The sequence below is a fragment of the Pedococcus sp. P2_A3 genome, from assembly GCF_056405035.1.
On sequence record NZ_JBFUCW010000032.1, the window covers coordinates 25,724 to 38,560 of the forward strand.

Below are 12,837 nucleotides of genomic sequence, written 5' to 3' on the forward strand. Positions count from 1 at the left end.
GAACACGATCAACAGGGCGCCGCCAACAATGAGCGCAGCCGGAACAGCGACCAGCGCGACCCCTGCAGTGATGGCCACCCCGCCGACAACGGCACAGATGTCAGACAGCACGGCGGCCTCCCCTCAGTAGATCGAATCGAGCACGTCATAGTTCGCAGGCTCTGCCGCCCACCGCGCCAAAACCACGGCCTCAAGCGCGGCGATCTGCCCGAACTTGCGGGACAGGACTTGCCGGTCACCGACAGTGCGCCATTGCGCGTCGGCCACGGCGTCGTTGAGTTCGGGACTGTCTGCGTGAGTCAGCTCGCCAGAGCTAACGGCGGCGTCCCAGTCGGAGCCCGCCTGAACAAAATCGTCGAAGGTGGCTTCGATGACCCGAACGCCGGCAACGTCGAGCAGCGGCTTGAGTGGCCACGCGGGACCCTTGACCTGCAACACGACCGGCACCCCACCGCACGCGTCCGCGATGCGTGCGACTGCGACCGCGAACGCCTTCTGGTCCTTGCCTGGCACGCGGGCCGCGCCGAACTCCTTCGGCGTGATGATCGCGGCATGCCCACCACCGAAGCCGCCCAAGTAGAGAGAGGACATGCCGACCGGCGCCGCCACACCCAGCGACTGGATGGCCGGGGTGAGGCTGGGCGCAGCACGGTCGTCCCACTGCGGGAAAATCCGACTGGCCGAGTCTCCCGCCAGAAGCAACGGCCACACGTTGAGGTACTGGGCGGCCCAACCCCGCACAGGGTCCGGGTCGTCAAACTCGGGCTCGTCCTGCCCCGCGATCGCGGCGGCATACTTACGCGCCATCAAGTCACGCCGGTCCTGCGACCAGTGCGGCGACGCGGCACGCCAAGTAGCCTCATCGTTAAAGTCGGCCGAAGGGTGAGCGCCCCACAGCAGCAGCAGCACATCCTGGTCAGCGTTGCGCAGCGCAGCAGTCAACCGACGACGCATCAGCGACGAGGCCCGGACGTGCGCAGTCGAAGTCAGGTGCAGTTGGGGCGAGTGGCGCTCGAGCAGCGCCGGCTCCAACCCGTCAGTGATGGCCATAGGGTCCACGTCCCACGACTCGTCCACCTGGCCATACCCGACGTCATAACCGTACGCAGCATTCGGTGCACGGAGCAGCCAACGGTCGCCGTCTGGAGTCTCGACCTCCTGCGCCCCACCGAGGCGCAGGACGTGCCAGCCCTTCGCCTCAGCCCAACGCCACGAACCCCTGTGGATCTCCTTGCCAACCGCAAGATCCTTAGACACCAGCATCGCGAGCTGCGTCTCATGAAACCGGTGCGCGTTCGCCAATCGCCAAAGCGCGACCACGCGCAGACGAACGGACTTGCCGATGCGCCGCGGACCCGACTCGACGATCTCCCGCCAAACCAACGCGCCCTCCGCGTCATGCTCCAACTGCCGCGTGACCGCCAGCGCCTGCCACCATCGCAGTGTGATGCCGAGCTCTCGCTTCGCCCACGCGATGCACTCGGGACCATACGAGCCGGTCGCCCGCGGGTGAGGACCCGACATCGCCAAGGGCTTACCCGCATCACTCGGGAGCTTCTTGAAAGGCTCAAGCCACTCCAACGAACATGCAGCCATCGAGTCCCCGCGGACATCGAGGATTTCAACCAGGCTGGCAGCCTGCGACGTCTCGATCACAGGCCCTCCACCGGAGAGAGAAAAAGGAGAACTGGCGGTCCGTGGAGGGGCGGATTCTCAAAAAACGCGCCTCAGAGGACCCAGCGTGTGGGTTCGGGGTGGTTCTTGGCTTGTGCGCCGCGGCGTGCTGCGTCGTGGTTGTTGCACGCGTTGTGTTGTGGTCCGTCGTAGTCCGTGCCTGCGTCGTTGTGTCCTGCTTGTAGCCCGTCGCGTGCTAGACCGTTGGGGTTGGTGATGGCACGGGTTGGCATGACGCACACCTTGGCTGTGCAGGTGAGTGCGCCTTCGCGTTTGAGGTCGGCCTTGAGTTGTGCGCAGTAGGCGCGGTGTTCGCGTGTGCGGTACTTGGGATCGGTGCTGTCCCAGGTCATGCGTGTCTAGCCGATGACGCCGAGGAGGGTGAGCCAGATGAGTAGGAGCATCCCGGTGATGACTACCTGTCCGAGGTTCATGGGGTCTCCTTGGTGAGGCAGGCGGCGCATAGTAGGTCGACGACTTCGTTCTCACCGTGCATGCCGTTGATGGTTTCGCCTATGGCTGGGCCGTGGGCGGCTCTCGTTCGTTGAGGATGACGATGGTCCAGTGGTGCGTGTCGAGCCATGGGGTGTGCTGCTTGGTGTGGTGCTCGCACAGGAAGATGGGTTCGTGGCCGTCTTTGAGGGCTGCTGCGAATTGTGGCGCGACTCCGGATGCTTCACAGTCGGCTCGGTGTAGCAGCGGGTGCTTAGCCATGTGTGCCGAGCCTGCTGGTGTCGGGGCTGCCCTTTAGGCAGTCATAGGGGTCGGCGCGTCGTTCCCGCAGGCGTGAACTCATGCGCCTGTTCTCGTCCGGCGTCCAGGGGTTGTCGAGGCGGTCGAGTGCGAATGAGTAGCCGTCGATTTCGTCGCGGAGTCGGGCGGCTTCGTCGTAGTCGCCCATTGCGACGCAGACGGCCCATTGGCGGCCGGCTCGGAGCATGTGGTGGGTGAGGGTGTCGCGGTCCATGTGGTGACCTTCCGAGCTTGGGTGATACCGGTTTGGTATCACGCTTGGTCGGCGGTCTTCCTAGGCCGTCGGCGTTGGGTTGCCGTGCGGGGCCGGCTCACACCTGGCCCCGCACGCGCTATGGATGCCTAGGCTGGCGCGTTCTTATGGTGACCATCAGCCAGAGCCTTCAGGGCTCTTGTCGGACATCGTTTGTATACAGCGCACCAGTCTCGGGAGACGGCGCGCATCTAGATCCTCGGTAGCGAGGACTGGTGTGCCGCGACTCTTGACCCTCGCTGGCTCTTGGCCCTGTAGGTGTGTGGTCACGTTCGCGGCAGAATGTGGGGCAACGGCGTGCGTGGCCGTTGCGTTTCTTGGGGTTGCAGGTTCCCTATTGGGCTTTATAGGTTTCACGCAATCGGTTAGACGCCCCTGACGATGCTCATGCGCTCAGGCTCGATGCTCAGGCGTCGGTATCCCTTGCACCCGGCGCACCGCAGCATCGAATAAGTGAGAACGTTCGCGGCATAGCGCTTGGCCGTCGGGAGCGTGTCAGACTCGCCGCACCGGTTGCAGACGCGCATAGCGTTCTCGCCGTCCACGAACAACGCCGGGTGGTTCTTCATCATGGGCCGCTCGCGGTCGTAGATGAACTGCCCGCCGATCACGTCGCCGTCACAGTAGGACAGCAGGCGCTCCCGGTCCTCGACCGAGCCGGCGCATGCGCGCTCCATTGCGTCCGCGTCGTAGGCGTCCGTCTTGCCAGGGTGTCCGAGGATCTGTAGTGCGGCGTCGAGCCCCTTGAATGGCAGCCCAGACTTGTAGCGGGTGCGGAGGTGGGCCAGCGTGTCGACTGTCTTGAACGGTGGCAGGTCGGGCAAGACCTCGAATGGGCCGTTGTAGCCGATCCGTGGGAAGCGGAAGTCTCCGAGCAGCCAGGGCAGGTCGGCCTTCAGGAGGTTGTGCCCCACCAGCACGTCGGCCTTCGACATGAGCTGATGAACGCGGCGCAGGAACATCTTGCGCCCACCGCGGTCCCACTCGGCGAGCCGGATGATCTCGTCACTGTCGTGCCATTTGGCACAGACGATCGTGGTGCGGGGCTCACGGATCACGGTCTCGTGGTGGATGTAGCGCCTTTGCAGGTCGCCACGATCCCACCAGCGCTGCTGCGTGATACCAGGCAGGCGTTCAACGTCAAGGATCAGGATGCGGTTACGCACACCCGGCGCGAGAGTCTTGACGGACTCAACCCTTGCTGCGAGGCTCATCAGGCGGCGTCCCGGTAGCATCGGCACCGTTTGCCACGGTGCTCGTTGATCTGCGACTTGGCGACCTCGTAGCCCTCTTCGGTCACGGCTTCGAACACTTGCCGCTCATTCCAGCCTCGGGCGCCGCGCGTGGTCTCCCGCAGGCCGGCGCGCCCGTACATGATGGTTTCGAAGGCTGCGAGTTCGGTTTCGAGTCCTGGCGCTTCGAGGCGTTCGAGGAGGCGGGCGACTGAGCATGCGTGGCCGTGGATCACGTCTGGGCGTTGGGCGAGTTTGTCGGCGAGAGCCATGTGAACTCCTCGTGTCGCCCCGCTGCGTGTGCGCTGGGGCTGGACCGATGGGGGGCAACGCGAACGCCCCGGCTCGCTGTCGTCGAGTCGGGGCGTTTCACGGGATAGCGTCGCTAGCCCGTTTGTCACAGGATAGGGCAATGTACTACATGAACGCAAGCAGGACTGTGCACATTGTTCAGGCGTGTCGCAGTTCACGGCGCGCTAGTGCGTACGCGACTGCCCCCTTGTCGTACAGGGTGCGCCCCTTGGCGTCTTGCCCCGCGGATTCGATGACGCCACGTTCGATCCACTTCCGCAGCGTCGGCTCGAGGATGACTTTGCCGAACTGTTCACGGATGAACTCGGGCAGCTCTGACCCTGTGACGAGGGTTGACGCGTCGGGCATGATCGCGTTTTCCCACCATTTGATGACGGCGACGGTTCCGCATTTGCGGCACTGGGCGTCTTCTACGTCGCCGTTCTTGTCTTCGATGGACCGCACCTGGCCGGCGCATTTGACTGGCCCGTCTGGTGAGTCGATGTCGATGGGGCACGCGCCGAGGGTGACGTAGCTGCGACGGTCGGGGTAGGCGAGGGCCCGGAGTTTTGATGCGTGTCCGCGTAGGTCGTCGTGGAGGTTGTCGGCGTCGTCGGGGAACTCGGAGACGATGTGGTCGGCCCATCGGTTGATGTGGGCGCACATGGCGGGGATGTTGTCGCCGTCGATGAGGGTGCGGATGTGGTCGCCGTTGTGGTCGCGGATTTCGTCGTAGATGAATCCGACCCAGTAGCGGAGGTCCCTTGACGTTTCGAGGCGGGCGTCAAGGGCGTGTAGGGATGTGGGTGCCGGTGCTTCTTTCATGCCTTTGGGTGCGTATTTGATTTTGGCGTCGGGTGAGGGTTTGGTGGGGAGTTTCATGGGTGGGCGGGTTGCTGGGATGAGGGCCATGTCGTAGTGGTCGGTTATGCCGGTGAGGGCGGCGCGGATGTTGCCGACCAGGACGTAGTGGTCTGTCACGGGTTGGTCCTTCCGGTGATCCTGTTGAGGATGCGTGCCCTGAGTGGTGGGCGTGGTGTGGGGGGTGTGCGGGTGTCGGGGTTGATGATGGCTTCGATGAGTGCGATGCATCGGATGCAGGTTTGGCCGTGTCGGGGGACGCGGATGGTTTCGCATGTGGCGCACCAGATGACGTAGTTCACGACGGAGTTCCCTGCCGTTCGAGCCAGAACGCGTGGTCGGCGTGGTACTCGGGGCCATCCGAAGGGAGTGGCTCGCGGTCGGCTTCCCGAGCCCAGCGGACCAGTTCGTCCCGTCGCTCTTTGGCCTCAGCGAGGGTCTCGTAGCACCAGGTGTCTCCGTGGGGCCATGTGACGTGCCAGTGAGGTCCGTTCCGCCATTGCGAGGCGAGGGCGAGTGACACCTGGCAGGAGTCGCTGGCCGCAACTCGGTATCCGTAGTTGCTGTTCATGACGCCTTCTTTCGTGTGATGCCGAGGAGGGTGTGGGGTGTGCCGCGGAGGTTCCCGTGGGCTCGGTCGGCGGCGTCTTTTGCGCGCCACCAGTCAGCTTCGGTTGACGTTTCGCACATTTGGACGTCGGCGAGATATTTGAGTGCGGCGTCGTAGAGGGCTTGCCGTTCGTCGCGGGTGGTCATGACGCGTCCCCGAAGTCCAGGACACCTTGGGCGAGGCGCTTGGCGATGACTTCGCAGTAGCGTTCCTCGAGCTCGACCCCGATGGCCTTGCGCCCGAGCTGCTTGGCCGCGACGAGGGTGGAACCGGAGCCTGCGAACGGGTCCGCGACGGTGCCGACCGTCTTTGCGATGAGATCGGCCATGAGATCAAGGGGCTTCTGGGTTGGGTGGTGTCGGGTGCCATCCTGTGCGCGGCCTACCGTTCCCGCGATCGCGAGGTGGCGAAGCACGGACGAGCCACGGTGACCTGTAAACCCATCCCCGAGCACGTAGACCTCCTCCGTGTTGGGCTTCCAAGGGAGCGACAGTGCCCCCATTCCGACGTGATTGCCCTTCTCCCAGGTGAGCACCATGCGGGTATTGGTGGGGCGCGGGATGGACCATCGACCGAACACCAGCGCAGGACGGTCGCCCCAGAGTCGAAGGGCGTCATCTCGCGCCGAGGTGTCGCCGTCCCCGGCCACCTCGGACTCACCGAAGTGCCCGCGCATCCCTGACCGGAACGACATGCCATAGGGGACGTCGCTGACGAGCACGTCGGCCTCGAGCCACGCCGTCTCCTCGCGGCAGTCCCCGTGGTACAGCGTCACGGATTCGTCCTGGTAGTAGATGCTCATGGCTGCCTCTCGGGTGGGAGGTGGTTTGCGCGGCGGGCGGCGCTGCGCTTAGCAACGAGCCGTGCGGACGACGCCTTCAGGCATGGGATGCATTCGAGATCCCCGTTGCGGTTGCGTCGCGTATTGCCTTCCCGAGGGTGTCCATTGCGGCATGAGGTGCCAAGGATCAGGGCATAAGCCCTGCGGATGTTCTCGGCGTGCGTGACCGGCTCGAGGTGGTCGGGGTTGACGCAGTTATGGACCCGACAAAGGTGGTCGAGCTCGAGCCCATCTGGAATCTTCCCGACTAGAGCCTCGTACGCCCAGCGGTGAGCTGGAGTTTTCACCCTGCCCGAAGCGCTGAAGGTTCCATATCCTCGAGGGGTGAGGCTGCCCTCAAAAAGCCAGCAAAACCCGGTGGGTACTACCTTGGCCCAGAACCGCTCATCTACTGGCGGATACTTGGTCTTGAGCGGATCGCCTGTCGCGGCCCATCGGCAGTAGTGCTTCTCACACCAGCCCCTGCGCATCTTGCCGGCCGTCTCGCAGCCTTCGATGGAACAAACTCGGGTAGCCTGCATGGCTAGCCCCTCCTTGGTTACGTCAAGCGAGCGGGTCAGCCCTCGGGTGGTGTTTCCAGCACCTCCGAGGGCGTTCTTATTGTCCCACGCCGCAACGGTTTTCGTGCTCATTCCGACCTCGGATCAGGGTTCAGATTGTTCGCCATTTCCATGAGCTCACCTGCGAGTCGTCGGAGGGCGCGGGATTCCATTGGGTTGGTGAAGCGGATGACCCAGGAGTGGTTTTCGATTTCGCGGGCGCGTTGCCGTAGCCCGTCAGCGGTGGTCATGGGGTTGTCTTCCACTGTCGGCATTCGGGATGAGGGTGGGTGGTCGGCTGACATCCACAGTCGAAGCACTTGCCCCCGTCCGTGGTGGTGGGTTCGGCAGCCTCACCAGACGGGGCAGGGCTGGTCATCGGACCTGCTCCCGTCCACACTTGCGGCACCTTCGGAACTGGCCGGTGCCGTAGCCGATGAAGATTCCCGCTCGTAGGTCTCGTGTGCGCGTGAACTTCCATCGGTTCCAGTCGTGCCATCCGAACCGGCATGCGCCGCTCATCGCCCCTCCCTACTTTCGCCTTCGGCTGCCTGAACCGGCGCCAGAACGGCGGCTCGCAATTCCCCCACGTACCAGGGCGCAGCCAGTGGGGGGTACTTACTCGCCCACTTGTCGGCCAGCACCTGCACTCGCGCCGTGATCGCTTCGAGCTCGCTGATGCGGGCTTGCTGGGCGGCGATGATGGTGCCCCGGTCGCGCCACACGGTGGTGTCGGACCTGGTGCGGTCTTGGTCGTCGCTGTCGGCTGCGTACCATTCGCGGGTTGTCACGTCGCACCGTCCGTGGGTTCGGCAGCCTCACCAGACGGGGCAGGGCGGGTGTGCGGGTGGCGGTCGAAGTGACCCCGTGGCTGCATGTGCGGCTCGCACCACGTCCACGGCTTCGCTGGAGCGCCGTTGACGCTGGTCTCGATACCTCCACAGGGCCGCTCGGGGCTCCACGGCCGGTTCTCCGCGAGCACCTTGGGGTAGATGTCCACCACACTCTCCGCGGAGTAGGCGGCGCGACGTGACGCTTCGGCCCAGCACGTCTCGCAGGCGCTCATCGCCCTTCCCCGCTTTCGGGTGCGGTGTCAGCGGCTCGTTTGCGTCCGATGACCTCCGCGATGCCGTGCGGGTAGGTGATCTGCTCGGCGCCCAGCTGGATGGCCTTGGCTCGCTTAGGCTCGGTGAGGTCGTAGTGCTCGCGGGGGTGGTTCGGGTACTGGACCCATTCAGGGCGCATCCCGAGCCGTGCCGCGAATGCGTGCAGTTCCTCGGAGGTGTCCGCAACGAGGTGTGACCAGCGGGACTGGATGCGGCCGACGCGGGCGGGTCGGAGCATGTTGTCGACGTAGACGGCCATCACTCGCCGCCTGTCTCGTGGACGCGAGCCATGCAGGTGAACCCGGTGCCGCACACGCACGGCTCGTCCGCCTCGGGTGCGGTGTCGACCTTGCCACCCGCCGTGGGGGTGAGCGGTGACACCCGGGCCGTCAGGTCGACCGCGTTCTGTGCCTCTCGGATGGCGGCGTTGTCGGCCTTGAACTGTGCGTCAGCATCGGCGTTCGGTTCGACACCCCAGTCCCGCTGCTGCCAGGCATGCGGCTTGGTGTGGATCGCGCAGTCGCCCTCGGTCTCGAAGTCGTCCGGGCAGGTGCAGTCGCCTGCCCCCTCGGCAGGTGAGGGAGCGGCGGGCCGGATGATGGGGCTGGTCTCCCAGTCCGGGTCGATGTGCTCGTCCGCCTCGGGTGCGGTGTCGACCTTGCCACCCGCCGTGGGGGTGGCTGCGCGGGTCCGACATGGCGCACGACCGCAGTCGCACCCGCATGGGTCGCCGCACGTCGCCTTGATTGCTTCGTGCGGGCACTGCTGGAACTCGTCCTCCTCGTCCACCTCGGGTGCGGTGTCGTATGGCATCACGAACGTCGGATCACTCACGACCCGCATAGAGTGAACGCAGCAGGGATGCGCGCCTGCCCCCTCGGGTTGCGTGTCCGCCGCCCCAAGGTCGGTGGAGGCCTTGTTAGGTGTGCCTACCCTTAGTAGGCCTCCCTCTGACTTGATGTCGGGATCGGCGGACTGCATCAGGCGTTCGAACTCGTTCAGGTGCGTGTCCGCTGCCCCAACCCGCGCCGAGTCGAGGACGGCGAGCAGGGAAGCGCCACAGTCCTTGGTGGCGGTCCCGCGAGCGTGTGTGCGCCACTGCTCGGCCAGTTCACGGACCTGCCGCAACGCAGACTCAGCGGCCTCGCGCGCTCGCACCTCCCGCTCCACGCGCCTGCCCAGAGCCTCGCAATGCTCGACCTCCCGCTCCACCTCGTCTCGTAGTGGTGCGACCTGCGCCTCGACCAACGGCAGAACAGCGCGGGCGAGGTCGTGCCATCCGTCTGTCGGCGGGAAGTTGACGTTGAGGTGCGCGTGGTAGGCGTCCCTCAGCGCCTCCGCGATCTGCTGCACCAGCGCCTCAGACGGGTCCGTAGCGTCCGGGAGTGCCAGCGACACCCGTTCGTGGCTCAGCGTTCGATCCTGCGCGTCCTCGTGGGTCATTTCGGGTTCCTCCTGGTCGTGACTGCGGGTCGGTGGTGGTTCGTGTTCCAGCGGGTCGTGCGGCGCCGATGCCAACGCTCAAGGGCGAGGATGAGGCGGGTCATCGCGGGGTCCAAATGTGGGCGCGGGAGATTCCACAGCGGCGGCAGTTGCCGATTTGGTAGATCCAGTCGCCTACTTGGTGTGTGAACTTGTGACCGAAGATTCGGCCCAAGATGCCGACGCATCGGACGGGCTCGCGCTCGCTCATCGGATGGCCTCCAGCTCGTTCTTGATCCGCCCGGACTGCAGGTCGGCCGGTCGCCAGATAGCGGCATCAGCGCCACCAAGGTTCAGGCGCGACAACCAATCCATCTGCTCAGGACGCAACCGCCCAGACTCAGACTTCAGCTCGCGGAACAGAAACCCCTGAGTGCCGCACACCACAAGGTCAGGGAAGCCGGCACGGTTGCGGCGGGAATCGTTGTCGTGGAACCAGGCGAGACCCAACCAGCGGCACAGGTCGATGCACGCCCGCTGCAAGTCCGACTCGCTCATCATGCTGCGTCCGTTCTGGCGGTGGTGCGGCACTTGTCGTTGCAGAACTCGCGCCGCCTACCCGTGGCGTGTTGCAGGATGGTTCGCCGACAGCGGGGGTTGCGGCACGAAGCTGGTGCGAGTGAGAGGCCAGTGTTTTTGGAGACGGTCCAGTCGACGCCGCCGCGGACACCGATGCGCTCGTCGGGGTCTACTGTTTTGGCGGCGCACTGCTCGAGGATGTGGCAGGTCCGGCAGGCTTGGAGTGCGGCCCAGCGCTGGTCGGGTTTGTCAGACACCCACGCTTCCGGGTCCTCCACGCACGGGGTACGCCACGACATCAGAACGGCGCTTCCTCTGAGACAGGCGACTGAGTCGCCCACGGGTCACCCTGCGAGGACTGCTGCGTACGCGTCGCCCGAGGACCACCAGGCACCACCGCAACCGTGGCGTAGTCCACCTCAAGGCTGGACTTCACCTCGCCGTCCTTGTTCGTCCACTCACGCGTGATCAGTCGACCCGTCACAACGACCTGGTCACCCTTCCGCCCATGCTCGGCAAGCGACTCCGCAGCGTCACCGAACACGGTCACCCTGAACCACGTCGTAGCTGACGCGTCCTCCCACACCCCCGTGTCCTTGTTCTTGACACGCTTCTGGTCCGGCACGCTGATGTTGCACATGGCCGTACCTGACGCGGCGAACCTAAGCTCAGGGTCTGAGGCGAGACGGCCGGTGATGGTGATGTTGTTGCTCATGCGATCCTGCTTTCGAATGGGTTGGTCATGTCGGTTGCTCTCGCGTACTGGCCTTCCCAGGTCAGTCGCACTACTCGGTCATTGGGGCCGTGCCGGTTCTTCGCCACGAGCATCAGCAACGTGTCGGGTTCTCGTTCTTGGTCGCGGTGCAGCAGGATCACAACGTCGGCGTCCTGCTCAAGCGACCCGGATTCGCGTAGGTCGCTCATTTGCGGCATCCGTTCGGGGCCGGCCGCCGCACCACGGTTGAGTTGCGACAGGGCCAGCACAGGCACCTGCAGCTCCTTCGCCATGAGTTTGAGTGCCCGTGACATCTCGGAAACTTCCTGCTGCCTGGACTCAACCCGGCCACCTGCTTTCATCAGTTGCAGGTAGTCCACGATCACGAGACCGAGGTCGCCGCGGCGTTGCAGGGTGCGGACCTTAGACCTGATCTGCGCGACCCGGATGGAGCCGCGGTCGTCCACCTCGAACGGGAGTTTCAGCAGGTGCGCTTGCGCCGTGTTGACGCGTTCCCAGTCCGCCGCGTTCAGCGTCCGGTGCTGAATCCTCCCCATGTCGATGGTTCCCACGGAAGCCATGAGCCGGTGGTAGATCTCCGACTTCGACATCTCAAGGTTGAACATCACCGCGCGCCGACCTCTGCGTGCCATGTCCAGCAGTGCAGCGTTCGCGACGACGGACTTGCCGACACCGGGTCGGGCGCCGCAAATGTAGAACGCACCAGGCTTCCAACCGGCGAGAACTTCGGTGAGGTCGCGCCACGGGGTTGGGGTGCCGGGGTCGCCTTCGAGGTCTTCGATTGCTGCGAACAGGTCATCCTCGGGGGTCGCTTCACCTTCACCTGTGACGAGGGCGTCGAGTTCCGCGCGTGCAGCGTTCACGACGTCGAGAGCCGCGTCGCCAGATTTGGCGCCGAGCGAGCCCATCCCCTGAAGTCGCGTGCCGACAGCAGCAACCCGACGCAACATCGACGCGTCGCGCACCTTCTCCGCGTAGTACCCAGCCGACGACGCGACCGCAACACTTGCGGTCAGCTCGTGCAGGTACGCCAGGGATGCGACGTTCCCGATCGCCCCAGCAACCGACAGTGTGTCAACCGGCTTTGAGTCGGCATGCAGGCCCGTGATCGCGTCGAACACCTGCTCATGCTTCGGCTCGTGGAAATCGGTGCCGGTCAGAATCTCGCCGACCTCGTCGATGGTGTTCGGAGCCAGCATCATCGACCCCAAGACGACCTTCTCGTGATCGGTCATCGGTCGCCCCCGACAACTGTCGCTCGGGCCCACTGGTCACGCGGCCCGTCAACAGGCTTCGGGGTCGCGACCTGATCCGCCCAACGCTCACCGTTCAACCAGGTAGCGGCGTTGGGGCGGAAGTCGCCGTCTGCCTTGAGCTGTGCGTCGAACCAGGGCAACTGCAAACGCAAAGACGCCTCGATGGTGTCAGCGGTCGCCTTCTTGAGTGCGGCCCGGTAAGCCTTGACGGCCTGCCCCTTGCCGACCTTCTTGGGGTAGAGCGCCCAGAAGGAGTCGAACTCAGCGTCGGCGGCAGCCGTCGCGGCGCTGTTGTTATGGGCTGGGCTGGGCTGGGCTGGGGTAAGGCGAACTTCTCGCGAAGTTCCCTCTTTGTTCGCGCGAACTTCCTGCGAACCGTCTTTCTTGTTCCCGCGAACGCGCGCCATGCGCTCACGGGCCGCCGCACGCTTCTCCTCAACGGCCTCCTTCGTGGGCTGAAACCCCTCCCACTCGTGGAACGCCCAACCGTTGTCGTCGCCCTTCTCAGCGACAGACCACAGGCCGGCAGTAACCAGCTCGGCCGCGTGCATGTCGGCATCGGGGTCGATGCGCTGGGCGATGAAGTCGGGCACGAACCCGTCCGTCAGGTGGTCCGCGGACCATGAGCCGGCGAGCACCCAAAGGCCCATCGCCTGCACGCCTGCGCGCACGGCCTTCTTGTGG

General features: G+C 65.0%; 18 protein-coding genes. All 18 read right to left on the minus strand.

What is annotated here, in order from left to right; all coding sequences use genetic code 11:
* Positions 1–123: 123 nt before the first annotated feature.
* A complete protein-coding gene (locus AC1DX8_RS19575; RefSeq protein ID WP_477631627.1) occupies positions 124–1,656 on the minus strand; it encodes a hypothetical protein in 1,533 nt (510 codons plus the stop codon).
* A gap of 71 nt (positions 1,657–1,727) precedes the next feature.
* The gene (locus AC1DX8_RS19580; protein ID WP_477631628.1) at positions 1,728–2,027 is read right to left on the minus strand and encodes a hypothetical protein; all 300 of its coding nucleotides are present in this window, start codon (positions 2,025–2,027) and stop codon (positions 1,728–1,730) included.
* Between the two features lie 353 nt (positions 2,028–2,380).
* A complete protein-coding gene (locus tag AC1DX8_RS19585; RefSeq protein ID WP_477631629.1) occupies positions 2,381–2,641 on the minus strand; it encodes a hypothetical protein in 261 nt (86 codons plus the stop codon).
* Between the two features lie 404 nt (positions 2,642–3,045).
* Complete coding sequence (locus AC1DX8_RS19590; protein ID WP_477631630.1) at positions 3,046–3,894, minus strand: 3'-5' exonuclease family protein; 849 nt, start codon at positions 3,892–3,894, stop codon at positions 3,046–3,048.
* Entirely contained in the window at positions 3,894–4,184 is a 291-nt protein-coding gene (locus tag AC1DX8_RS19595; RefSeq protein ID WP_477631631.1) for a hypothetical protein, read from the minus strand. The genes AC1DX8_RS19590 and AC1DX8_RS19595 overlap by 1 nt, the downstream gene beginning before the upstream one ends.
* 178 nt (positions 4,185–4,362) lie before the next feature.
* Complete coding sequence (locus AC1DX8_RS19600; RefSeq protein ID WP_477631632.1) at positions 4,363–5,184, minus strand: hypothetical protein; 822 nt, start codon at positions 5,182–5,184, stop codon at positions 4,363–4,365.
* 447 nt (positions 5,185–5,631) lie between these two features.
* Entirely contained in the window at positions 5,632–5,820 is a 189-nt protein-coding gene (locus AC1DX8_RS19605) for a hypothetical protein (protein WP_477631633.1), read from the minus strand.
* On the minus strand, positions 5,817–6,476 hold the full coding sequence (locus tag AC1DX8_RS19610; RefSeq protein ID WP_477631634.1) for a DNA-methyltransferase: 660 nt from the start codon (positions 6,474–6,476) through the stop codon (positions 5,817–5,819). The genes AC1DX8_RS19605 and AC1DX8_RS19610 overlap by 4 nt, the downstream gene beginning before the upstream one ends.
* Positions 6,473–7,147 (minus strand): HNH endonuclease signature motif containing protein, encoded by a 675-nt coding sequence (locus tag AC1DX8_RS19615; protein WP_477631635.1) that lies wholly within the window; start codon positions 7,145–7,147, stop codon positions 6,473–6,475. The genes AC1DX8_RS19610 and AC1DX8_RS19615 overlap by 4 nt, the downstream gene beginning before the upstream one ends.
* Positions 7,144–7,305, minus strand: a complete 162-nt coding sequence (locus AC1DX8_RS19620; RefSeq protein WP_477631636.1) for a hypothetical protein — start codon at positions 7,303–7,305, stop codon at positions 7,144–7,146. Before AC1DX8_RS19620 ends, AC1DX8_RS19615 begins: the two co-directional genes overlap by 4 nt.
* A gap of 267 nt (positions 7,306–7,572) precedes the next feature.
* Positions 7,573–7,845, minus strand: a complete 273-nt coding sequence (locus tag AC1DX8_RS19625) for a hypothetical protein (protein WP_477631637.1) — start codon at positions 7,843–7,845, stop codon at positions 7,573–7,575.
* A gap of 271 nt (positions 7,846–8,116) precedes the next feature.
* Complete coding sequence (locus AC1DX8_RS19630) at positions 8,117–8,419, minus strand: DUF4031 domain-containing protein (protein WP_477631638.1); 303 nt, start codon at positions 8,417–8,419, stop codon at positions 8,117–8,119.
* The gene (locus AC1DX8_RS19635; protein ID WP_477631639.1) at positions 8,419–9,603 is read right to left on the minus strand and encodes a hypothetical protein; all 1,185 of its coding nucleotides are present in this window, start codon (positions 9,601–9,603) and stop codon (positions 8,419–8,421) included. The genes AC1DX8_RS19630 and AC1DX8_RS19635 overlap by 1 nt, the downstream gene beginning before the upstream one ends.
* Before the next feature lie 246 nt (positions 9,604–9,849).
* Positions 9,850–10,143 carry a VRR-NUC domain-containing protein gene (locus AC1DX8_RS19640; protein ID WP_477631640.1) on the minus strand — a complete coding sequence of 98 codons (294 nt, stop codon included), beginning with the start codon at positions 10,141–10,143 and terminating at the stop codon, positions 9,850–9,852.
* On the minus strand, positions 10,140–10,460 hold the full coding sequence (locus AC1DX8_RS19645; RefSeq protein WP_477631641.1) for a WhiB family transcriptional regulator: 321 nt from the start codon (positions 10,458–10,460) through the stop codon (positions 10,140–10,142). The genes AC1DX8_RS19640 and AC1DX8_RS19645 overlap by 4 nt, the downstream gene beginning before the upstream one ends.
* Entirely contained in the window at positions 10,460–10,876 is a 417-nt protein-coding gene (locus tag AC1DX8_RS19650; protein ID WP_477631642.1) for a single-stranded DNA-binding protein, read from the minus strand. The genes AC1DX8_RS19645 and AC1DX8_RS19650 overlap by 1 nt, the downstream gene beginning before the upstream one ends.
* Complete coding sequence (locus AC1DX8_RS19655) at positions 10,873–12,132, minus strand: replicative DNA helicase (protein WP_477631643.1); 1,260 nt, start codon at positions 12,130–12,132, stop codon at positions 10,873–10,875. The genes AC1DX8_RS19650 and AC1DX8_RS19655 overlap by 4 nt, the downstream gene beginning before the upstream one ends.
* A partial coding sequence (locus AC1DX8_RS19660; protein ID WP_477631644.1) for a hypothetical protein occupies positions 12,129–12,837 on the minus strand: 709 nt, incomplete at its 5' end. The genes AC1DX8_RS19655 and AC1DX8_RS19660, both read right to left, overlap by 4 nt.

Excerpts from the sequence above, each read along its gene's own strand:
- AC1DX8_RS19580 (WP_477631628.1), bottom strand. The coding sequence starts at position 2,027 with ATGACCTGGGACAGCACCGATCCCAAGTACCGCACACGCGAACACCGC.
- AC1DX8_RS19585 (WP_477631629.1), bottom strand. The coding sequence starts at position 2,641 with ATGGACCGCGACACCCTCACCCACCACATGCTCCGAGCCGGCCGCCAA.
- AC1DX8_RS19590 (WP_477631630.1), bottom strand. The coding sequence starts at position 3,894 with ATGAGCCTCGCAGCAAGGGTTGAGTCCGTCAAGACTCTCGCGCCGGGT.
- AC1DX8_RS19595 (WP_477631631.1), bottom strand. The coding sequence starts at position 4,184 with ATGGCTCTCGCCGACAAACTCGCCCAACGCCCAGACGTGATCCACGGC.
- AC1DX8_RS19605 (WP_477631633.1), bottom strand. The coding sequence starts at position 5,820 with ATGACCACCCGCGACGAACGGCAAGCCCTCTACGACGCCGCACTCAAA.
- AC1DX8_RS19610 (WP_477631634.1), bottom strand. The coding sequence starts at position 6,476 with ATGAGCATCTACTACCAGGACGAATCCGTGACGCTGTACCACGGGGAC.
- AC1DX8_RS19615 (WP_477631635.1), bottom strand. The coding sequence starts at position 7,147 with ATGAGCACGAAAACCGTTGCGGCGTGGGACAATAAGAACGCCCTCGGA.
- AC1DX8_RS19620 (WP_477631636.1), bottom strand. The coding sequence starts at position 7,305 with ATGACCACCGCTGACGGGCTACGGCAACGCGCCCGCGAAATCGAAAAC.
- AC1DX8_RS19630 (WP_477631638.1), bottom strand. The coding sequence starts at position 8,419 with ATGGCCGTCTACGTCGACAACATGCTCCGACCCGCCCGCGTCGGCCGC.
- AC1DX8_RS19635 (WP_477631639.1), bottom strand. The coding sequence starts at position 9,603 with ATGACCCACGAGGACGCGCAGGATCGAACGCTGAGCCACGAACGGGTG.
- AC1DX8_RS19640 (WP_477631640.1), bottom strand. The coding sequence starts at position 10,143 with ATGATGAGCGAGTCGGACTTGCAGCGGGCGTGCATCGACCTGTGCCGC.
- AC1DX8_RS19645 (WP_477631641.1), bottom strand. The coding sequence starts at position 10,460 with ATGTCGTGGCGTACCCCGTGCGTGGAGGACCCGGAAGCGTGGGTGTCT.
- AC1DX8_RS19650 (WP_477631642.1), bottom strand. The coding sequence starts at position 10,876 with ATGAGCAACAACATCACCATCACCGGCCGTCTCGCCTCAGACCCTGAG.
- AC1DX8_RS19655 (WP_477631643.1), bottom strand. The coding sequence starts at position 12,132 with ATGACCGATCACGAGAAGGTCGTCTTGGGGTCGATGATGCTGGCTCCG.